Annotated in this window: 21 protein-coding genes and 1 other RNA gene; 6 read left to right on the forward strand and 16 right to left on the reverse strand. The window is 38.1% G+C overall.

Features of this window, described 5'->3' with window-relative positions; genetic code table 11:
* Nucleotides 1-192 precede the first annotated feature (192 nt).
* Nucleotides 193-318: a hypothetical protein gene (locus ABE099_RS11995; RefSeq protein WP_430030921.1), complete on the forward strand. Its 126-nt coding sequence runs from the start codon at nucleotides 193-195 to the stop codon at nucleotides 316-318.
* Nucleotides 319-660: 342 nt separating this feature from the next.
* On the forward strand, nucleotides 661-1,062 hold the full coding sequence (locus ABE099_RS12000; protein ID WP_430030924.1) for a hypothetical protein: 402 nt from the start codon (nucleotides 661-663) through the stop codon (nucleotides 1,060-1,062).
* Nucleotides 1,063-1,153: 91 nt separating this feature from the next.
* Here the strand turns inward: ABE099_RS12000 and ABE099_RS12005 are convergent, their stop codons facing one another.
* The 3 genes from ABE099_RS12005 to ABE099_RS12015 form a co-directional block, all read right to left on the reverse strand.
* Nucleotides 1,154-1,318: a hypothetical protein gene (locus ABE099_RS12005; protein WP_430030927.1), complete on the reverse strand. Its 165-nt coding sequence runs from the start codon at nucleotides 1,316-1,318 to the stop codon at nucleotides 1,154-1,156.
* Nucleotides 1,311-2,078: an SPL family radical SAM protein gene (locus tag ABE099_RS12010; RefSeq protein ID WP_430030930.1), complete on the reverse strand. Its 768-nt coding sequence runs from the start codon at nucleotides 2,076-2,078 to the stop codon at nucleotides 1,311-1,313. Before ABE099_RS12010 ends, ABE099_RS12005 begins: the two co-directional genes overlap by 8 nt.
* Nucleotides 2,079-2,284: 206 nt before the next feature.
* A complete protein-coding gene (locus ABE099_RS12015) occupies nucleotides 2,285-2,488 on the reverse strand; it encodes a hypothetical protein (protein ID WP_430030933.1) in 204 nt (67 codons plus the stop codon).
* A gap of 433 nt (nucleotides 2,489-2,921) precedes the next feature.
* On the opposite strand from ABE099_RS12015, the gene ABE099_RS12020 reads away from it, so the two are divergent.
* Both ABE099_RS12020 and ABE099_RS12025 read left to right on the forward strand, forming a co-directional pair.
* The gene (locus ABE099_RS12020) at nucleotides 2,922-3,185 is read left to right on the forward strand and encodes an AbrB/MazE/SpoVT family DNA-binding domain-containing protein (protein ID WP_430030936.1); all 264 of its coding nucleotides are present in this window, start codon (nucleotides 2,922-2,924) and stop codon (nucleotides 3,183-3,185) included.
* Complete coding sequence (locus tag ABE099_RS12025; RefSeq protein WP_430030939.1) at nucleotides 3,182-3,580, forward strand: type II toxin-antitoxin system death-on-curing family toxin; 399 nt, start codon at nucleotides 3,182-3,184, stop codon at nucleotides 3,578-3,580. The genes ABE099_RS12020 and ABE099_RS12025 overlap by 4 nt, the downstream gene beginning before the upstream one ends.
* A 56-nt stretch (nucleotides 3,581-3,636) precedes the next feature.
* On the opposite strand, the gene ssrA is transcribed toward ABE099_RS12025, so the two are convergent.
* From ssrA to rnr, 3 genes are all read right to left on the reverse strand, one after another.
* Nucleotides 3,637-4,003: a transfer-messenger RNA gene (ssrA, locus tag ABE099_RS12030) on the reverse strand.
* Nucleotides 4,004-4,159: 156 nt separating this feature from the next.
* On the reverse strand, nucleotides 4,160-4,639 hold the full coding sequence (gene smpB, locus ABE099_RS12035; protein ID WP_210090110.1) for an SsrA-binding protein SmpB: 480 nt from the start codon (nucleotides 4,637-4,639) through the stop codon (nucleotides 4,160-4,162).
* 336 nt (nucleotides 4,640-4,975) lie between these two features.
* The gene (gene rnr, locus ABE099_RS12040) at nucleotides 4,976-7,864 is read right to left on the reverse strand and encodes a ribonuclease R (RefSeq protein WP_430030942.1); all 2,889 of its coding nucleotides are present in this window, start codon (nucleotides 7,862-7,864) and stop codon (nucleotides 4,976-4,978) included.
* A gap of 366 nt (nucleotides 7,865-8,230) precedes the next feature.
* Between rnr and ABE099_RS12045 the strand changes: the two genes are divergently transcribed.
* On the forward strand, nucleotides 8,231-9,697 hold the full coding sequence (locus ABE099_RS12045; protein ID WP_430030945.1) for a methyl-accepting chemotaxis protein: 1,467 nt from the start codon (nucleotides 8,231-8,233) through the stop codon (nucleotides 9,695-9,697).
* 187 nt (nucleotides 9,698-9,884) lie between these two features.
* Here the strand turns inward: ABE099_RS12045 and ABE099_RS12050 are convergent, their stop codons facing one another.
* From ABE099_RS12050 to ABE099_RS12095, 10 genes are all read right to left on the reverse strand, one after another.
* The gene (locus ABE099_RS12050; protein ID WP_430030948.1) at nucleotides 9,885-10,448 is read right to left on the reverse strand and encodes a hypothetical protein; all 564 of its coding nucleotides are present in this window, start codon (nucleotides 10,446-10,448) and stop codon (nucleotides 9,885-9,887) included.
* A 364-nt stretch (nucleotides 10,449-10,812) separates the two neighbouring features.
* Entirely contained in the window at nucleotides 10,813-11,046 is a 234-nt protein-coding gene (secG, locus tag ABE099_RS12055) for a preprotein translocase subunit SecG (RefSeq protein WP_210090114.1), read from the reverse strand.
* 123 nt (nucleotides 11,047-11,169) lie between these two features.
* Nucleotides 11,170-11,619, reverse strand: coding sequence for an OsmC family protein (locus tag ABE099_RS12060; RefSeq protein ID WP_430030951.1), 450 nt, complete (start codon nucleotides 11,617-11,619; stop codon nucleotides 11,170-11,172).
* A 136-nt stretch (nucleotides 11,620-11,755) separates the two neighbouring features.
* Nucleotides 11,756-12,802 (reverse strand): LacI family DNA-binding transcriptional regulator, encoded by a 1,047-nt coding sequence (locus ABE099_RS12065; protein WP_430030953.1) that lies wholly within the window; start codon nucleotides 12,800-12,802, stop codon nucleotides 11,756-11,758.
* Between the two features lie 248 nt (nucleotides 12,803-13,050).
* The gene (locus ABE099_RS12070; protein WP_430030955.1) at nucleotides 13,051-14,478 is read right to left on the reverse strand and encodes a 6-phospho-beta-glucosidase; all 1,428 of its coding nucleotides are present in this window, start codon (nucleotides 14,476-14,478) and stop codon (nucleotides 13,051-13,053) included.
* Nucleotides 14,479-15,771: a DUF4038 domain-containing protein gene (locus ABE099_RS12075; RefSeq protein ID WP_430030957.1), complete on the reverse strand. Its 1,293-nt coding sequence runs from the start codon at nucleotides 15,769-15,771 to the stop codon at nucleotides 14,479-14,481.
* An 87-nt stretch (nucleotides 15,772-15,858) separates the two neighbouring features.
* Nucleotides 15,859-17,163 carry a PTS sugar transporter subunit IIC gene (locus ABE099_RS12080; protein ID WP_430030959.1) on the reverse strand — a complete coding sequence of 435 codons (1,305 nt, stop codon included), beginning with the start codon at nucleotides 17,161-17,163 and terminating at the stop codon, nucleotides 15,859-15,861.
* 80 nt (nucleotides 17,164-17,243) lie between these two features.
* Nucleotides 17,244-17,543, reverse strand: coding sequence for a PTS sugar transporter subunit IIB (locus ABE099_RS12085; protein WP_430030962.1), 300 nt, complete (start codon nucleotides 17,541-17,543; stop codon nucleotides 17,244-17,246).
* A gap of 77 nt (nucleotides 17,544-17,620) precedes the next feature.
* A complete protein-coding gene (locus ABE099_RS12090; protein WP_430030964.1) occupies nucleotides 17,621-17,953 on the reverse strand; it encodes a PTS lactose/cellobiose transporter subunit IIA in 333 nt (110 codons plus the stop codon).
* A 126-nt stretch (nucleotides 17,954-18,079) separates the two neighbouring features.
* Nucleotides 18,080-20,050, reverse strand: coding sequence for a BglG family transcription antiterminator (locus tag ABE099_RS12095; RefSeq protein ID WP_430030966.1), 1,971 nt, complete (start codon nucleotides 20,048-20,050; stop codon nucleotides 18,080-18,082).
* Between the two features lie 469 nt (nucleotides 20,051-20,519).
* On the opposite strand from ABE099_RS12095, the gene ABE099_RS12100 reads away from it, so the two are divergent.
* Nucleotides 20,520-21,986, forward strand: coding sequence for an L-fucose/L-arabinose isomerase family protein (locus ABE099_RS12100; RefSeq protein ID WP_430030968.1), 1,467 nt, complete (start codon nucleotides 20,520-20,522; stop codon nucleotides 21,984-21,986).
* The last annotated feature ends 52 nt before the right edge of the window (nucleotides 21,987-22,038 follow it).

The raw sequence follows: 22,038 nt of genomic DNA on the forward strand, positions 1-22,038 counted from the left end.
AATTTATATATAGGAAATGTGATTTTTCCGAATGAAACTACACTATGTATAATTATAGCATAACCGATAGAATACTCCTGACATCACGTCTCATTACAGTAATACCCTAAATATAGAAAAAACCACAACCTTGTGCGGTTATGGATTTGCATGGACGGTTGTCCTTACCGAAGAAGACTTGAATCGGCGATTATGGGGGCGATTATAGGAATGATCAGTAATCCCGATTCCATATCTATTAATAATATATCTATTGTTCCTTACTATGTAGCAGAAAACATTGGAATTGGGATTATGCCATTATCCCTTGTACCGTAACCCTGTCTCCCCCTTTCCACCAATGCAAAAAAGACACCTTTGGGGTGTCCTTTTCATACTGATGGAGGCGAACTTACGATTTTAAAAGCCCTGCATGCCTCTTATCCAACAGATCAACTAGAATGATAAAATCCCTTTGAAATAACAGCAATGGTGACTATACTGAAACATAAAGTAAGACCATTTTAGGATGTTAGGAGAATTGTTGTATATGTAATTAAAAAATATACTCAGCTAATTAATGATGCGCAACTGGTTACTATTATGGCTTCATTATGAGAGGAATAACACGTTCTCTACTTTATATTCTATATAAATATTGAGGTGATATTTGTGAAACAGATGACAAGCGAAGAACTCTATGATCTTCTAAAAAAAATTAAGCACAGACCAGGAATGTACATTGGTAAAAAATCGATAATTAACTTAAAAGTTTTTTTGGATGGTGTATTATACGCCGTATATTATATGAATGAACAAAATGAATCTACTCATTTTTTGCAGGGATTTCAAGAATGGATTCAAATCCAATATGACATCTCTTCCTCGCATCATTGGAGCAGCATATTAAATTTCTTTTCATCAGATGAGGCTGAAGCTTTCGATTTGTTTTATAAACGCTTAGATGAATTTTTAAGTTTAGGAGAGGAAGCGAGCAATTATAAAAACATACTCAAAAATAAAGAAAAATGGATGGAATTAAAAACAGAGTATTGGAGCCAATATGATAAAATGAATTTTTGATTCATCAATTGTCAGATAATTGGTTAGTTCAACAAAGGCAGCTAATCATGTTGATTGACTGCCTTCTTTTTTTGGCATTCAAATTAAACAATTATGTCTGAGAGCTCTCTTCCAAGGAAACTTCATACGTTGGCACATTTTTGACTAAATTCGCTTTTTTAATTTTGATGTCTACTAGGTCATTTTCTTGCAGAGGGGTCTGGAACCCCTGTCGGAAGGCAACACCACATAGGTGTCTACGCCTACCATTATTCAAAAACAAATTGTACTCGCTGATCATTACTCCACTTTTCTCGTATTCGATCAAAGTAAACATCAATATTATTATTAAGGATATCGTTATAAGTGCTAGTTAGATGAGGATAATTTTTACCTATATATTTTTCTAAACTAGGCCTGTTATTCTTTCCTATTCTAATTCTATCTAGGAATACGGGGATGTTCTTATCTAAAGCATTAATCATTTCATCCACATTTGTTATTCCCGGTAAAATCGGAGTAATAAATGCCCAAACCTTAATTCCCATTCTGTGCAATTCGTTTGCTGTCTGTATATTGCTCATTATTGAATAAGGATCCATTCTCTTTAACTGTTCTAGGTTTGATAAACCTAAAAGCAGCGTGAATCTGTCTCGCATAGGTTTAATCACATCTATATCTCTATAGATTAGTTTTGATCCGGCTTTAGTTGTAACCATGCACTTTACACTTAACTTACTTAATTCGATTAAACATTTTCTGGTTAACTGATATTTTCGTTCAATACCCATGTAAGGATCACACTTGCTCCCCAAATATATTACTTCTTCCTTATTCCAGTGAGTTAATTCTTCGCACAAAATTTCTGCTATGTTGAGTTTAACAATCAAGTTTTTATTCCAATTTTCATCCTCTAGTCGGAAACAATAGGGACACCCGATTGTACAGCCATCATACGGATCAATAATAGGTAACGTTGTTCCATCAGGGGGATATTCATAAGTCATTGCACGATCAATCTGCACTTCCTTTAACATCATCATCCATCTCCATTCGCTTGTTTATAGGAAGATGGTACATGACTCCCAGAAAAAAATATAGACTTATAATACCCGGTCTGTTATGATGTTGAATAAGGTCTTGAAAAAAATAGGCATACAATCCCTGAGATTAATATATCTCAGGTTTTTTTATTTTTGGTTGGATCTGTCTATTTGAAAGAATACGGCATTCCCTCCTGGAATCACTCATGGTATTCAAATTCCTGTCGTTTTCCCATTTTATCAAAAACAATCTCAAACTTGTTTCCTTCTGCATCTTCACGAACGCGTTTGTTATTCTTTATATAATAGATAGAGGCACCTGACTCTTTAGCTTGCTTCCGTGCATGTTGATTTGCTTTTTTCAGAACTTCATGGAGTTGTTCTCGATTACTATAAATTCTCAATCCCCCTCCAGTTTTAAATTATTTTTATTATATCACAAACTGAAATATCACCAATCAGAACACTAATTGATGGTATTATATTTTTCTAACTAACTTCTTATAATCTGAGAGCTGAATTTGTTTTTCCTTCTCAATAGTCATTAAGGTCAATGTTCTCACTCCAAATCTATTAATATAGTAATTAGTAGTACCAAAATAATAGACTGATACACAAAAACGGACACCAAATGGTGTCCGTCACTGGTACTACATATGGAGGCGAGGCGAGTCTAACCCCTGTCCGAAGGCAACGCCACATAGGTGTCTACGGGTGTAGTCACAGTTTGATGTCGGTCTAGTATAGCAAATGCCAATAATAATTAAATTGAAGTTCAATACTTAAACAATGTATAATTGTTATAACAGTTGAATATATTATAAAGGAGGATTCACAATGAATAGGGTGATAGATATGGAACGAAAAGTAGGCAAATTCGGTAATAGTTTGGGTATAACCATGACCGACGCTCTCAAACAGATCGGATTAAGTCAAGGAGATAGTGTTTTGATTGATGTTAACCAAAATACTGGCGAAATCATTATCAAAAAATCGAATAAGGTGTCTTTACCTGATGGCATCAGTGAAGATTTTATGGACACGTTAACTAGCGTAATTGAAGAGTATGACCAGACATTGAAAAACCTTAAAGAAAGATGAGAAATATACGTTATGTGACTGTAGAAGAGGTTATTGCTATTAATGTTGCTATGATCCAACGATATAGTCCATCTGAACAAAAAGGCGTTAAAGAAGCAGGGTTGCTTGAGTCGGCTGTCCTTCGCCCTCAATCCTCTGCTTTTAAAAAAGATGCATATCAAACTATTTTCGAAAAATCAGCTGCATTGTTTGAGTCATTAGGTCAAAATCATCCTTTTTATAATGCTAACAAACGAACAGCCTTTACAGCCCTTGTCTTGTTTTTACGGTATAACAATTTACATTTCAAAATGAATGAGAAATATGCTGAAGACTTTGTAGTAGATATGGTAAACCACAAATACACATTTGAAGAATTAACCCAAATCATACAAAAACATTGCGTAGCTATTTAAAATTCCAAAGAAATACAAAAAAAAGAAACCAATTAAGGTTTCTTTTTTTGTACTACATATGGAGGCGAGGGGAGTCGAACCCCTGTCCGAAGGCAACGCCACATAGGTGTCTACGGGTGTAGTCACAGCTTTAATGTCGGTCTAGCAAACGCCCTGCAACTAGCTTTCACTAAACCCAGCCTGATTGTCTTCTTCTGCACACCCCAGGCGGAGATGTAACAGCGTATCCCACTAAAGTTGAGCCCCTACATCCGGCACATGGGCGATGCAGGAGAGGAGCACGCTAACAGGTTATTAAGCTGCTAAAGCGTAGTTGTTTTGTGTTTTGCCATTTAATAGGCTTTAGCGTTGATGAAGTGGCCGCGTCCCCACTACCCGCTACCCACGCTCGATCTACCCCCGTCGAATCCAAAAAACGCCCCCGTAATAAAAGGTGTACGTTTAATCGTACGGTTAGCATCAAGCTAGGTGCAATATTAAGAGTACATCTAAATTGTTACATCCCTAGTATAGCACAGCAATCATAACGTAAGTAGTAAAGATTACTTACATTTTAACCACAATTCGTAAAAACAAATATTACCTAGCGATCTTCTGCTTTTCACGAAGTACACGCTGAATATCGCGTTGTGCATCGCGTTTTGCCGCCGCTTCACGCTTATCATATTGCTTTTTACCTCGACCTAAGCCAAGCAGCAATTTAGCGTAGCCATTACGCACATATACCTTCAATGGCACAATGGTGTATCCCTCTTGCTTAGCTAAACCAAGCAACTTAGAGATTTGAGCTTTGTGCATTAACAGCTTACGTGTCCGTGTAGGATCAGATGGATTGTTCCGATTTCCTTGCTCAAACGGACTAATGTGCATATTATGAATGAAAATCTCGCCATTACGGATCGTAGCAAAAGCATCTCCAATGTTAGCACGAGCATTACGAACAGACTTTATCTCAGTTCCAGTCAACACCATGCCTGCTTCAAACGTATCCTCGATGAAATAATCATGGGAGGCCTTTTTATTTTGCGCTAGCACTTTTCCATCATTTTTTTTCCCCATGTATTTCCTTCACTCCTTCATCGACTTTACAATTGAACAATTTTGACTTTGAAATGCTTACAGACCTGCATTATAAAACGAAATATTAACGAATTCCATTCACAAAGCTAGACTATAATTGTAGCAATAATAGGTAGTAAAATCAACCTACTTATACGCTCACTCACTGAATTGACTGAATTCACTGACTTCGTTGTATTCACTAAATTTATTTAATTCAACAAATTCAAAAAAACAAACGAAATAAACTACCTGTTCATTTTTTTAAAAATTTATGCTCAGATTCCAGCCTAATTATTATTAAATTCAAGCTGAAACCTGAACATGTTTTACTTCCTACTTCCTTTTCTTCCTAACAAATGCAGCGGTAGCTTGGTTTGACTTACCTTTGTTTTTCTTGCGCTTTTTCCCTTCTCTTGCTAGGCTAGCTTCCCCTTGATTTCCTGCACCATTACTTCCATTTTCAACCGAAAACGACTCGCCTACAAAAATGCCGCTTTTAGACGTTTTTTTACGTCTGCTTTGGCCATTACCGCCGCCTTTAGGGTTGCTTTTGCCTCTACGTTCGCCGCGATCATTATAGTTAGGATTAACTCCCTGAGAATAACCACCTTTACCAGAGCCAAACTCGAAGCGAATTCCACTACGCTCTGAACCTTGCCCTTGTTCTCCTTGTCCCTGACTTTGCCCCTGGGTAGGAGTTCCTTGATTAGATTCCCCATTACCTAAGTGGCGATCTGAAGAATGGTTTGCATATCCCTTTTGTGAACTATCCCTACTATCCCTGCTGTCCCTGCCAAAAATTAATGGCTCACCTGAACGCCCACCTTTTTTGCTTTTAGATTTACGACCGCCAAAGCCACCAGAACCAACAAAGTTACTTTCTGCCTTACCCTTGCGTTTACCACGTTCTGATCCAGAGCCGGTACTAGCGCCGTAACCTCCACCTTGACCCGCACGAGTCTTCTTACCTTTTTTATCTGAGCGGAAACTTTTATCTGAACTAGTACCTGACCTAGAACCTGAACCAGCGCTACCCCCGTTACCTCTATAGCTATCTGGCAAGCCACGTTCTCTTCGTCTTCCTTTACTATCCACAAGTTCAAAGTCGATCGTATGATCATCCATATTGACGCGGGCTACCCGAATTTTCACTTCATCACCAATGCGATAAATTTTAGAAGTACGTTCACCAATTAACGCCATGTGTTGTTCATGGAAATTGTAGTAGTCGTCATACATTGCACTTAGGCGAATTAAGCCCTCTACGGTGTTATCTAATTCAATAAACATGCCAAAGCTTGTCACACTACTAATAATACCAACAAATTCTTCCCCAACCTTATCCAGCATAAATTCTGCCTTCTTCAGTTGCTCTGTATCCCGTTCAGCCTCTACTGCAAGCCGTTCACGCTCCGAAGATTGTTGCGCTATTTCACCCACACGACTAGCTAGAAATTCCAGTCTCGCTTCTGGTAAAATACCCTTGTTTTCAATGACCTCACGAATAATACGGTGAATACAAAGGTCAGGATAACGACGAATTGGTGAAGTAAAATGAGTATAAAAATCAGCCGCTAAGCCAAAATGCCCTGTACTTTCTGCATCATATTTCGCCTGCTTCATGGAACGTAACATCATCGTGCTTATAACCGTTTGTTCCTTTGTTCCTGAAATTTCTTCTAACAAGGACTGTAATGCGCGAGGATGTACCTTGTTGCCTTTTCCACCCTTCACTGCATACCCAAAGTTAGCTGCAAATGCCATAAAGTTCATCAGCTTCTCTTGATCAGGGTCCTCATGAATCCGATAAATAAACGGAACCTTAAGCCAATGGAAATGCTCCGCTACCGTTTCATTAGCAGCAAGCATAAATTCTTCGATAATTTGCTCAGCAATGGAGCGCTCACGTTTTATAATATCAACAGGCTTACCGTTTTCATCCACGATGACTTTAGCTTCCGCAAAGTCAAAATCAACAGCACCCCGTCCCATCCGACGTTTACGCAATCTTAACGCTAGATCCTCCATCGTTTTAAACATATCTACTAAACCAGCATACTTTTCTGTCACTTCAGCATCTTCATTTTGTAAAATTTTACGAACATTTGTATAGGTCATTCTTTCTGTCGTACGAATTACACTCGTGAACACATCATGATTAACGACCTTCATATGCTCGTCAAATTCCATCTCACACGACAATGTAAAGCGATCTACCTTAGGATTTAATGAACATATTCCATTAGACAAACGATGTGGCAACATCGGAATGACACGATCGACCAAATATACACTACAGCCACGATTGTACGCCTCTTGATCTAGTTGTGAGTTCTCGCGTACATAATAACCAACATCGGCAATATGCACACCTAACTTCAAGTTCCCATTTTCTAAACGCTCTACATGAACAGCATCATCTAAATCCTTTGCATCTTCGCCATCAATCGTCACAATGATCTTGTTTCTTAAATCACGACGACCTTGCTTTACAATATCCTCTTCCGCGATCACATCAGGCGCAGCCGCAGCTTCAGCCATAACATCAACGGGAAATGCCTCTGGAAGCTGATGCTTACGAATAATGGATAAAATATCAACGCCAGGATCATCCTTGTGCCCTAAAATTTCAATAATTTCACCTACCGCAGCGGTACGGCCTTCAGGGTAACTCACAATTTTGGCAACTACCTTGTCCCCATCTACAGCACCAAGAAAACTTTCCATGGGTACAAAAATATCACGATGAACACGTTTATCATCCGGTACGACAAAACCGTATGATTTATTATGCTGGAATACCCCAACAATTTGAGTAATGGATCTGCTAACAATGCGGACAACCTCACCCTCAAGCTTTCCACCACTAGTCCCTCGTGCATTAACCCGAACAAGCACAATATCTCCATTCATTGCACTTTTTAGATCATTGGCATGTACGTAAACATCAGGATGATCAGGCTCCTCTGAAATAAGAAAAGCAAATCCCTTTGCATGTACCTGCAACCGTCCCTTAACTAATCCCATTCGATCAGGGACTCCATACCTACCATTTCGCGTTAAAATGATCTGTCCCTCTAGCTCTAACTTATCTAATAATGCCTTAAAGTCACTTATTTCCGCTTTACTTACATACTCAAAATGCTCCTTCAGCTCTTGAATCGTCATTGGTTTATAGGCAGTTTCCTTCATAAAAGAAAGCAACCCTGCTTCATTTATCATTATGTCACCTCGAATGTACGCTCTAAATTTTTCCTATTTTTATTTGGTTAATCCTAGTATACACGATTATTGTTCATTACATCCTTACTTTGTAAAGAGGCACATTTTACATTTTTCATTGATTTTCTTAGTTATTTGTTTCGAAAGCATGCATTAACTGTATTTATTTTCCTAAAAGCGATCAATTCCATAAAATAGTGAAAAAAATACAAATCATAATATAAATATTTTATTAAAAAAATGATTAATTTTTACTAAATTTCCTACCAGCATTTGCCGAAATAAAGAATATTGTGCATTTTGTAATGGTATTTTTTGTTCAAAGTTATATCAAAATTTTTGTTAGAGAAGGGGAAGTTAAAGTTAATGGATAATATGAAAATACTGCAAACTCGAAATAAGCTGTTTGTCAAAATAATTTGGATCATGGCTATTTTAGGGGTAGTTACGGATATTATGGTTGGTGTTGATCGTTCCATGCTTATGACTCTTTCCATCGTGTCTGTCATCTGCTGTTCTATCGCTACTTATATGACCTATGCCAACCGAGGCACAAAATACGTCATGTTTGTCATTCCACTTATCGTAGCCGCTTTAACATTTCTATTAATATACCAAGACCCAGAACCAATTATCGGAACGTACCTACTTGTTTATTTAAATCTTGGGTTAATGACGTTATATTCAAATTATAAGCCTATTGTGTTTGCAGGAATTTTAGGGATAGCTACCACCGTTTATTTTTACTTCACTCCTTTTTATCATGACAAAATGTTTACGCGTGAGCCATTAAGCTACTTACTCTTATTTTTGTGTTTTACGACAGTAGCCCTTGCCTTTGCCGCTAGATTTAGTGAGAAACTACAAAAGGCAGTCTTGGAAAAGCAACGGGATACTGAGCAAGCAAAAAAAGAAAGTGATGCTGTATTAACAAAGCTCCAATCATCCATTGATGTTCTAACCAATTTAAGTGCTGGTTTGAGAGATAATGTAACGGTTACAGGTACCATTTCCAAGGAAATAACTATTGCATTTAGTGAAGTGTCATCAAGCATGGAACAACAAAGTCATAATTTACAAGACATTAACACCTCTGTACATACCGTCAACGATGTCATTCAGCAATCTGTAAACAGCTCTGTCCGGCTACATGAGTTATCTGATACGATGCTAGGAAACACACATAGCGTAAAGGGTCAAATTAAAACTTTTGCTCAGCAAATTCAGGATTTAAAGCAAACGATCACATCTATGGTTCATCAAATGGACCAATTAAATGAGCAAAGCCAACAAATCAGCACCATTGTACAAACTATTTACACGATTTCCATGCAAACTAATCTTTTAGCTATGAATGCAGCGATCGAAGCCGCACATGCGGGTGAGCATGGCAAAGGCTTTACAGTGGTCGCCGATGAAATTCGCAAGCTTGCGGAGCATTCTCGTGCGTCAACGGAAGAGATCAATTCAATTTTAGAGGATGTAATGGGACGTATTGTTAGTGTCAGCGAAGAGGTTGCGGTAGGACATGAGGCCATTATTGCAAGTGAAAGTAAATTCGGGGAAATAACTGAATTTGTAAATACAGTCGCGGCTGAATCTGAAAATATTAGTCAACACTCCGACCAAGCAGATGCGCAAATGACGCAAATTAAACAAAAATACAATACGATCGTAGAGCATATTCAATCTATTGCAGAGGGTACTGAAAACAATATGAGTACTACCGAAGAAATTTTGGCAAGCATTGAAGCGCAGGACGGGAAAATCGCGGAAATTGTAAAGTTATATCAAGATCTAGACGCACTGATTTCTACCCTTTCGAAAGAATAGTTAAAAAAAGCTATGATGCGCCCATCTTTGTTAGCAATGCAAAACTTATTTATGTTTTGTGCATTGCCCACTATGATGGGCGCATCACCATTTACAGTCTTTGTCTTTTATCTTATCTTTTTTGATTTATTGACTTATGGCTTTAAAATTTATGACTTTATATTTTATAAATTATTGTGTAATCAAGTTATGTAATGGGCTCTGAAACACTATGACATACATCCATAAACCACGGGTACGTTTCCTTAGCTTTATAAAATTGCTCTGCATGAATGATTGCTGGAATAACGTAGTCCCCTTTATAAAAAATTTTCTCTCCTACTCGTGACATTGGAACATGATAAGAAACCTTCAATGCACGGAATAAAATGGGTTCTAGCAAAGTCACATAATGATGAATATTATTTTGCTCCGCATATAACACAATTGCTGCTAATAAACGATCCAAATTTTTCCCTCGGCGATTCTCTTGTAAAATAGCAACCTTATCAACCTCAGCAATATGATTGGGATCAGATTGAATGGAAGCTTGCTTATGGAATGGAGCTATCTCGTCCAAACCTCCTTGATATTTTGGATGATAGGGTTTTATTTCAACTGTAGCTACAGGATTACGATGCTCATCAAAAATAAGACATTGATCTAACACTTCATCAAAATACTCAAGCTCAAACCCCTTTTCAACCCAAGCTTGTGTCCAAATCTGATTGAAAATCAATCGTTCTTCTTCGTTTTCTACTATTTTAAACATCATTTTCCCCCATTCTTTCAGAAGGTCCAAAAGCACCAACTAAACACCCTAATTTCCTAGCATCTGGGCTTTATATACTAAAATAGTAATATGATTCTTATTTTGAGAGCAATACAATATTTAACATATAGTCCAATAAAGTGATTAAAAGTCATCACAGTTCGATAAATTGGTTCTTTTTACCTTAATAAAAAACTAATAAAACTCTCATTTATGTAGGACTGTGTAACTAGTACAATTTATAAGTGCCATTAATATTAAAGGAGAGCGTTAAATAAGGTTAAATAAAATAGCAAAAAAAAGACGCATACATAATTGTACACGCCTTTGAATGTTTACTTATTGATTTCGTTCAATCCGTTCATTATTTAACTACAATCGCAACTACGATTGATAAGATAAAAAATCCGGCTCCAAGTCCTACAGTTACACGTTGTAGTACTAATTCCATACCACGTGCCTTTGATTTACCAAAAAGATGTTCCGCACCTCCGGAGATGGCACCGGACAGACCTGCGCTTTTCCCCTCTTGTAGTAAGACCGCAGCAACTAGACCGATCGAGAAAATCACAAGCAATATTTTTAATAGGATTTCCATTCAACCCACCTCCTAAAGACTGGTATAAACAGCATTTATATTTTAACATAGCCTGTATGAGAAAACAATAATTAGTTATAGGCTGTATAAAACCGTTAGACATTTAAGTACAATAGATGTTCATTAAACATCCATAACCCGAATCACTGGCTCAGCACTAACCTGCACATTACCTGCAACAGCTCTAGAAATCATACAGGCCCCTTCTGCTTGTATGGCAAGACGATGAACATGCTCCACGATAGCCGTTTGTGTCCCTTCCTTTAACACAATAGTAGGACGGTGTACAATCGACTCAAATGTAAAAATGTTATTCGTTACATCTACCGTTGCTTCTGAATGAAGGGTATGAGAAATAGGTACAATAGCTGCGCGCTCTAGCATCGCGGCCAACGTTATCAAATAACAAGTCGAAGCTGCACCTAACAACATCTCATCTGGATTTGTCCCCACACCTGGTCCCCCCATAGGGACAGGAATGGATACTGTAGATTTTAAGTTACCCGCCTCAATCGTTCCTTCACTATTTCTCCCACCATTCCAAGTGGCATTCAGTTTAAATAAATGCTTCATGTTCCATCCTCCTACTGAACGATACAGTAAATAGCAAAATTAATGTTATCCAATTATTGATGTATTTATAACATAATCTGCTAAATTTCTTCCATACTAAAATTAGTGAACATTTTCAGTAACGTTGGCTTCTAGCCTAGCAGGATTTACGTACAATAACGTCTGTATTTACATACACCTGTACATTACTAGCATCGGCATGATTGCTAGAATCAAGGGGATTTATTTTTTGGAGCAAGACATCCATCGCTGTTTTAGCCATCACGTCTTTTTTCACTTGAATCGTTGTTAGCTCAGGACTAATAATTTCGGCTTCAAAAATGTTATCAAAGCCCATTACAGCAACATCTTCGGGCACCTTAATACCTAACTCTTGAAACGTTTTAATTGCACTGATCGCCATATAATCATTTTCACAAAAAATAGCCTCAGGTAATTCCTTAGCGTTAGCCTTAATTCCCTCAATTTCTGCTTTAAAAGAAGGCTGTGAGACGACAGACATCGGATTCATAAAATAGGTGAGCTTATCCTCTAATTGTAGTCCGCTTTCAGCTAGAGCCTCCATAAAACCTGCCTTCCGCTTAATAAAGTTCACAATTCTCACATCAGACTGGACGTACCCTATCGATTTATAGCCCTGAGCTAAGAGGAATTTCCCCGCCTGATAACCTCCTAGGTAGTTATTAATCCCCACAATACTAGCATCCACCTGCTCTAAGCAAGTATCCATGACTACGACATTTTTGTGGACAGACAACACAGAGTTAATCAACTCTGCACTTAAATTTGTCCCTAACAGCAATATTCCTGCAGAGGACTGCTCACTTTCGAGTAATTCAATCTCCTTGTTCAGGTTTTGAATTGACACCGAAGAAATAACAAGTGTATGGCCTTGTTCTCCAGCATAGGACATTAAATGGTGAATTAATTCGTTAAAAAAGGGCTGTGACTCGTAGTGCTCCGTTACGATATCTACATTTTTACAAGCGATAAATCGAATTAAAGTATTGTTTTTGGGTGCTATTTTATTACTTTTAAACGTGCGTGGAATATATCCATTTTGTCGTGATATTTCTAAAATATGTTGTCTGGTCGCTTCACTTACACCAGCTTTATTGTTTAACGCCAAGGAAACTGCCGATTTAGAGACGCCGGCAAGTCTGGCAATATCATCTATTTTCACAAATACCACTCCTGATTCAAAGTACTCAGCATTTTGCATAACTTAATTCTCTTTTATCCAAAATGCTCACTACTGAATTATAACATTGTTCATTGGAAAGTTTATATGAAATTGAGTAAACTAAACTAAAATGTACTCATATATAAAAAGTGCGACCGCCCCAGTTGCAATTACAGAAGCGACCGCAGTTCATACCTATTTAATTGATCGTAATCATATTTATCTTTGCCCTATACTTTCCTAATAAGCTATTCCAAATCTTCTCCATTACTTTCGATCACCTTTTGATACCAATAAAACGATTTTTTCTTGCTACGCTTCTTGGTTCCATTCCCCTCATTATCACAATCCACATAAATAAACCCATAACGTTTACTCATCTCACCTTTAGTTGCACTTACTAAATCAATGCAGCCCCACGTTGTATACCCCAGTAAATCGACACCATCTTCTTCGACTGCTAACTTGAACGCTTTGATGTGCTCACGTAAATATTCAATACGATAATCATCATCAATATTGCCATTCTCATCAGGTTGATCTACCGCACCCAGTCCATTTTCTACAATAAACAGCGGCTTCTGATAGCGATCGTACAACACATTTAACGCCGATCTTAAACCTAAAGGATCGATTTGCCATCCCCACTCTGATGATTTTAGATAAGGATTTTTAATTGATTTAAAAATATTGCCTGCCGTTTCATGAGTAACAGAATCATCTGTAGTAACAACCCTTGAGGAATAATAAGAAAACGAAACAAAATCAACCGTATGACTTTTTAAAAGTGCAAGATCCCCTTGCTCCATCACGATATGAATATTTTCTCGCTGGAATTTTTTTAATGCGTAATTTGGATACGCTCCCCTAGCTTGTACATCAATAAACAAAAAACTTTCTCTGTCTTTTTCTATCGCTTTGGCATAGTCCTCAGGTCGACAAGAATAAGGATAATAATTGCCACCTGCTAGCATACACCCCACCTTATTTTCTGGATCAATCTCATGGGCAATTTTTGTAGCTCCAGCACTGGCGATTAATTGATGATGTACCGCTTGATACTTCACTTGTTGCTCATGCTCACCACTTTCAAAATACAAGCCTGCTCCTAGAAATGGGGCATGTAAAATCATATTGATTTCATTAAAGGTTAACCAATAATTGACGAGTCCTTTATAACGGCTAAAAACAGTACGGCAATAATTTTCGAACAAATCCACCATTTTACGATTCCGCCACGAGCCATATTTTTTAATTAGCTCAACAGGAACATCAAAATGCGCCAACGTGACTAATGGCTCAATATTGTACTTACGAAGTTGTAAAAATATATTTTCATAAAATACAAGCCCTTCTTCATTTGGTGATTCTTCATCGCCATTAGGGAAAATCCTTGTCCAAGCAATGGACATACGGTAAGTTTTAAAACCCATTTCAGCAAATAACTTAATATCCTCCATATAGTGATGATACATATCAATCCCTTGTTTAGCCGGATAGTAGCAGTTAGGGTCAAATTCTAGCATTTTTACTTTACCAGCCATCACCTCTTCGCGAATTTTCCCCATTGGTAACAAATCAACATTGGACAAACCTCTATTACCTAAATTATAACCACCTTCACTTTGGTTCGCCGCCGTTGCCCCACCCCACAAAAAATTAGGATTAAGCCCCATTTATATCACCTCATCTATTTTGTTACCAATCAGTAACACATCACATGTAAAATTGTGCATTCCGATTATTGTCACATCGTTCTCTACTGTAGCTGTTACCTCTGCAACTTTTCGTTGCTCCAGCTCAATAAGGGTAAATTCATATCCACTGAGATCTGCGTTTAGCTTCAATACCGTATTAACAGGAACATAGATTAAAACTTTAGATAAATCCTCTGTCGTAGCGGCACAAATTTCATCCGTATTTTTAAGGACAATGTCCCATGTTTTTAAATTTGTTAATCCATACATCTGGAATACCCACTTCATAAAGCCATAATCCCATGCACCCTCAAATTTAAGCGCTGTTTGCCAATCATAGGGACTATCAAAACCTTCACCAGTAACGCCAAACCGCTCGCCTTTCTTATGCCAGCTCCAAATTCCATGCGCTCCATATGTGATACCTGCGACAGCCCCAGATAAGACGCTTTGCCATGCCACCCTCCGTACATCAGCACGACTGAAGCGACCATATAGCTGACGACTATAACCCATCATTTCATAACAAGGCTCGGAGTTAAGAACCGGACGGGTAACAGGCTGGCTACTAAAATGCTTTGCTAGCGTATGCGCCGTAGATTGGAACTGTATATTATGTCCCGATTGGTACATATAAAAGTCTAAATCAGGATCATTGATAAACGATTCAGGTAACTCTGCTAGTCGTCCTTGAATATGCAATGTCGTCAAACAATCAGGGCTACATTCCTTTATAACGTGAAGAGCCGTTTCATAATATTGATTTGCCCTTTGTGAAGGAAAGTCTGTGTCACCACTCACCATGTAAATTGGATAGTATTTAGAAAATCGATCAGCAACAGCATTCACATAAGGCTCCACTGCATCTAGTGGCATCTTTTTGTCCTCACGAATTTTAGAAGCCCAAGTATCAGGAATATAATTGCACCATAGTAATACAAGTGCAGGCACGAAACCTTTATCTACTGCCATTTTCACCATTTGCTCCGCTCTTGAGAAGTACGATTCATTTAAGGAATAAAAATCATAAGTCCCATCTTCACCTAAATGGAATGGCTCATAATCTAAGTCACAACCACTGGCATCCCATTGCCTAAGTAAATTCATTTGCAGCACATTAAAGCCTTGGCTTTTACGATAATCTAAGTAATAACTCCATTCCTCTAGTGTAATATTTGTAAATGCACTCCATATCGTATCCGCTAAGTAAAAAAACGGCTTGCCCTCATTAACAAAATACTGTTTATTTTCTGAAATTTGCAGTTTAATCATCGTCATCCACCCTTTCATTATGATAAAAAAACGGCGTGAAACACGCCGTTTATCCTACCTTTTTAAATGTGCTAATCCAATTCACTCTTATGAGGTAACGGCAGCGCCATTCACACCCTCAATATTTTCGTTTTCTAAGCTTTCTTGCGCTTCTTTTTCTTTAGACAACGCTTGTTTATCTATCATCTTAAAGAATGGATAGTATATCAACATACAGATTGGAATCAATACAAGCTGTGCAGCAGCAAGTCTCCAACTGCCCTCAATAAAACCTAATGCGAATATCGGTGTACCAAATGCCGGATAAATTCCGATTGGTGCAGGCAATATGCCGATCGTTGTTGCAAAGTACCCAAGTATACAACATACAATAGGTGCTGCGATAAATGGGATCACTAATAGTGGATTTAAAACGACCGGAATCCCGAAAATAAGTGGCTCATGGATTGAAAAAAATGATCCTGGCAAGCCAAGCTTACCAATTGTTTTTAATTGTTTACTCTTAGCTAAAAAGACAAGTAGGAGTGCAAAACCTAACATTGGTGCATAGTTCGCATAAATATACCAGAATGCTAAGCCTATAATATTAGGCAGCTCCGCACCAGACTGGAATGCTTCAAGGTTAGCAAGGTCTAAGCTCATCCAAATCGGCTTAACAATCGCCAATGTTACGATAGCACCATGAATCCCAAACAACCAAAGTCCTTGCATAATGATTAAAGCAATGATTAACGCGCCTAATGATCCACCTAATCCTTCTAATGGAACCTGTAAATAGTTATAAATAAATTGGTGTACAGTGCCAAAAGAGGTCTGCATGAAAATACCCGCAGTAACTACAAAAATAATAGCGACAAGTATGGCTGGAATCAATCCTGAAAAAGTTTTAACAACGGTTGGTGGAACGCCTTCTGGCATTTTAATCGTCCAGTTACGATCCACAATCCAAATATACAATCTTGATGCCAATAAACCAACGATCATGGCTACAAATAACCCTTGCGCACCAAGCCACTGAAGCGGAATTGCTCGAACCTTATCAAAGGATTGTACTGGCGTAAGAATTAGAAATGAGAGCAAGGCAGTTGCCGCAGGAACCAACGGGTCCTTATCAAAGGCTTGCGCAAGTCGGTATGCGATAAAAAACACAGCATATAAAGCAATAATTCCTGTCGTCATGGTGGATGCTAGTCCAATAATTCCTTTTACCGGAGCAATAAAGTTTTGATAAGGCTCCCAAGCAATGGCAGAAAATAGAGTTGAAAATGCGCCAATAATCAGAAAAGGAAGTGTTGACATAAGTCCGTTGGATATCGCACTCATATAACGATTTTGTTGAATCTTGCCCGCATATCTTTGCAGCTTGTGGGATAGATTTCTTTTGTTTTCCATTGTTTTCATCTCCTGCTTTAGATTTTCCTAGATAGCGCTTTCATTTTGCCTATTATTTTTGAATAACTAAATATATAGGATTATAGTTTTAGTGCATCAGTTAGCACCTTTTCACCATTCATCATTCCATAATCAATACGGTCGATTACGCTGACCTTAATCCCTTTTGGTTCGTATTGACTTTTAAAATTATCTTCTAAATAACCCACTTGTGGTCCAAGCAGCAACACATCTGTTTTTTCAGCATATTGCTTAAAGGAGCTTTCAGGCACTGCTCTGATCTCTACTTCAACATTTTGAGCTTCAGCTGCCTTCTGCATTTTTTGTACTAGCATACTTGTAGACATTCCTGCCGCACATACTAAAGTGATTTGTTTCATTTCAAAATCCCCCCATTATATTTGTTTGTAATCGTTTGAATCCAAAGCGAAGCATCGTGCATCTAATTTCTGCTTAATTATCGATTCAAGGCTGCTTCATACGTGCTCATTCGGTGATATAGATCCATAATGTGCCCTGCTAAATCTTTTGTTGTAATGGCATTCATTAAATGATCCTGTGCATGTACCATGAGCAGCGTAATTTCATATGTCGTTCCGGCTGCTTCTTGTTGAATAAGACGTGTCTGAGATTTATGCGCCTGCACTAATTCCTGACTGCATTCCTCTAAAGCCGCTTCTGCCTCATCCATTTTCCCTTTTTGCGCTAAGGCAATCGCCTGCAACGCTTTACTTTTAGCGAAGCCTGCATTCGTTATAATTTTCATAATTATTTCCTGATATTCATTCATAGCGTTCACCTCAATCAAGTTGTTTCCTTATGTCTTACGCTCATTGTATCTGATCGAATTTGATATCTACACACAATCCTTTTCCGCTACGAGTGGAAAACATAAATACTTAAGGTAATCTAATTATTAATAAAGCTTATGCTTCACAATAATTTGGGCAAATTCATGATACGTATTGCATTTCAAAATATTTTGGACCACCTCTGTATCATCAACAAGCCCCATAAGATGCTGGTACATGTTTGAATTAGGTTCTTCTCCACTCTTGTCAATACTGAGAAGACAAACTAATTGAACCGGTCGCCCCGACCAATCGATTGGCTTATTAAGTGTACAAATCACCCATACTGTACAATTGCTTTGTGGAATAATTGGATGTGGGATGGCTACCAAATTTCCATATGATGTTGGCGCCGCATTTTCCCGTTCTAATACTAGTCCTATAAACCCTTCGGAAGAGCGAATTAATCCACATTCATGCATTTTGTTCCCAAGGAACGTAATCACTTGCTCTTTTGTGGTGAAGTCCTGTTTCAGAAAAACAAGCTTTTCGATAATATAGTCAAATTGATAGGTTTCGCCATCGTTTAGTAAGGTATTAATTTTATCCATGTCTTCGCCGCCAAGAAGCTTTTCGACTACAATGACAGGCACTGCCAATGGTTGCAAAATAGGAACCGTACTCACAACAAAATCAATATTAGTTAAAGAGATTGCACTCAGCTTGTACAACTCTGTTGTCCCTACGACTTCCAGCCTTTCCCCAAACTTACTCCTAAGCTTATAGTAAAGTAAGCGCGCACTCCCCATTCCTGAGGTGCATACAACGAGACAACGCTTTGGTGTACTGTTCATTCGTTGTCTTTCTATCGCCGCACCAATATGAATGGCCAAATAACCCATCTCAGCCTCAGGTAATACCACACCAAGCTTACTCTCAATCAGTTTGGCCATAATTACACCTGCCTGAAATGCAAAAGGATAGTTATTTTTCACATGCTCTAGCATCGGGTTACGAATACTCATTCCATATTTCACCCGATTTAATGCAGGCTTTAAATGTAGACAAATTCCCATAATCAGCTCTTGATCTTTACTAATTCTCAACGCCAGATCCTTATCGATTTTAGCAAGAATGTCTTTAACCAAATCATAATTATCATAATTATCGTAATCCGCTGCTACTTCTCCATCTGGGTAATGTTCAGTCATCTTACTTGTCGCAGAAAACCACTTGTTTCCAGATAAATGCATAGCTATATAAACTACTTCATCTAACGAAAATGATAGATGTAGCACTTTTTCAATTTGCTCCACAATTTGCTCCGCCGCCTCAATAACCTCAATTAAAGCAATTTCGTTTCTTTCATCTGGAGATATTGTGACTTGATTGCCTTCACGAATACGTCGACATGAGATGGCAATATGATTAACTAAATTGTTAAAGGCAGCATCGGACAAGTTTACACCCAGCTGTTGAATCTGCTCCATGATGATGTTACGAATTAACTGCATTTCATCAAAGGAAACTATTTTCAAGTCGCGATAAATATCTACGCTTTGCTCTTGGTCTAGGCCTTCCCCCAAACGATTCATAATAAATTCAGAAATACAAAAGCGTAAATGGACCTCATCGCCCTTTAGCTTAATGCCATAGTTAGGACGTTTATCAATCACGATGCCATACTTCGCTAAAGTTTGCTTAACCTCTTTCAAGTCATTTTGAACTGTAGATTTGCTTACATAAAGCTCATCTGCCAATTCCTCAAGTTTTACATATGTTTCTGCTAACAATAATCTTCTAATTAAATAATTGAATCGATACACGGGTGAACCTGAATCCCCTGCTGTATGAGTCAAAGATAATTTGTCCTGTAATATACAAAAACGATCCTGATCTAAAATTTTAAGCTCATATCCTCTTGCGCGAACAGGTTGAATGGAGGCTCCATACTCATTTAACAAGTCCTCTAGCTCCCTGATGTCACTACGTATTGTTCGTGAAGTTACTTGGATTAATTTGGCCAGATGCTCACTTTTAAGAGGTCCATCCGCTGCTAAAAGATGTTGTAAAATTGCTATCATACGTGAATTCATTTGAGCTCCCCCTGGCGCTATAAAATCATTATTGCCCTCACAACTATTTTTATTAAAGTATGATGTGAAGTTTATACCATTTTAAAATTTGGTACAACAAATACATAAACTAAACTAAATTAAAATTTAGACAACAAAATAATATGTCCTTCCTTTAATCCCTAATTCAGAATGGAAAAATAGCCCTGTAAATACTGCTTCTTCAACTTAATTGTAATTAAAACCACAATCACTTATCCCACTTAACTAAATTCAAAACCCTACTAAGCATTCTAAACTAAACTAATTATACATATAGAATATCATAAACTTTAACTATATTTAATATAAATTTAACTAAACAAATGATTGACTGCGCTTTCTCACGGTGTTAACATGACGTTATAATATATAATTTAGTTTAATTTCACCATTAATTTAGTCGTTATTTATTAAAGTTTAGTTTATTTCCTAAAAGGAGTTGCCACCTATGAAAAAATTAAAATTGGGTTATGCCCCTACTCGCCGCTTTACTTTCAGTGCAGAAGATGCCTTTAAGTATAAGGTACAAATTCGCCAGCAAATTGAGAGCTTTGGACTAGATATCGATATTGTTGATTTGGAAGGACTTAATGCGGAGGGTCTACTTTACGATGATCACGTCAATGCGGATTTAATCATTAAGCGATTTAAGGAGGAAGAAGTAGATGCTGTATTTTTCCCTCACTGTAACTTTGGGACGGAGGACACCGTTGCACGTGTTGGTAAAGCGTTAGGTAAACCCGTATTACTATGGGGACCTCGTGATGAAGCCCCTTTAGAGGATGGTATGCGTTTACGTGATACCCAATGTGGTATTTTCGCAACAGGTAAAGTATTACGTCGTTTTAATGTTCCTTTTACCTACATTACAAACAGTTGGGTTACTGATCCTGTATTCGAACGTGGCTTCACCAATTTTATTGCCGCCGCTAATGTTGTTCGCCATTTTAAAAACTTACGTATTTTGCAAATCGGACCCCGTCCCGCTTCCTTTTGGACGATGATTTGTAATGAAGGTGAATTACTAGAAAGGTTCGGAATCGAAATTCACCCGATTACCCTTGTAGATATTCAGCTACGCAGTAAAAAAATAGCATCTAGCAATAGTAGCGAGCTACAAGCAACGATAGATTACATTAAAGCAACCCTCGACTACAGCGAGGTTACTGAAGAAGATATTACCCGGATTGCTGCACTTAAGGTTGCAATGAAATCCTATGCGCAAGAAACAGGCAGTAGTGCGATTGCCATTCAATGCTGGTCTTCTCTACAGGATTCCATGGGCATCATGCCATGCTTAGCCAACGCCATCCTTACTGATGAGCAAATTCCAGTAACATGCGAAACTGACATTCACGGTGCAATTACTTCAATCATGGTTCAAGCTGCTGCAATGCACACCACACCTACCTTTTTTGCAGATATTACCGTGCGTCATCCTGAAAATGATAACGGTGAGCTCTTGTTCCACTGTGGGAACTTCCCAGTTTCTCTATCTGTTGAAGATAAACCTAAGCTACGCAAGCACTTCTTGTTTGATGACCATGCCCCTGGTACACACGAAGGCGAAATTCGTGGTGGTGGCATGACGCTTGCCCGCTTTGATGGGGACAATGGAGAATATTCTATTTTCTTAGGTAAAGCCCATGGGATTCAAGGCCCTTATACTCGTGGCTCCTATGTATGGGTTGAAGTTAACGATTGGCCATTATGGGAGGAAAAGCTAGTTAAAGGACCATATGTCCACCATGCTGTTGGAATTCATGCCAATGTCACTCCAGCTATTTATGAAGCTTGTAACTATATCCCTGGCTTAACTCCTGATCCCGTAGATCCAACTGTACAAGAAATTGAGCGCTGGTTACGTGGTTCTGACCTCGTTTCCAAGCCTCAGACTAAAACTCATTCAAAGTAAGTCATTTAAAATCGGCTTAAACCGCTAAAGTGACTTAAGAGTCTTAGCTGAT

It is taken from the genome of Paenibacillus turicensis (assembly GCF_050461185.1).
GTDB classification, from domain to species: Bacteria; Bacillota; Bacilli; order Paenibacillales; family Paenibacillaceae; genus Fontibacillus; species Fontibacillus turicensis_A.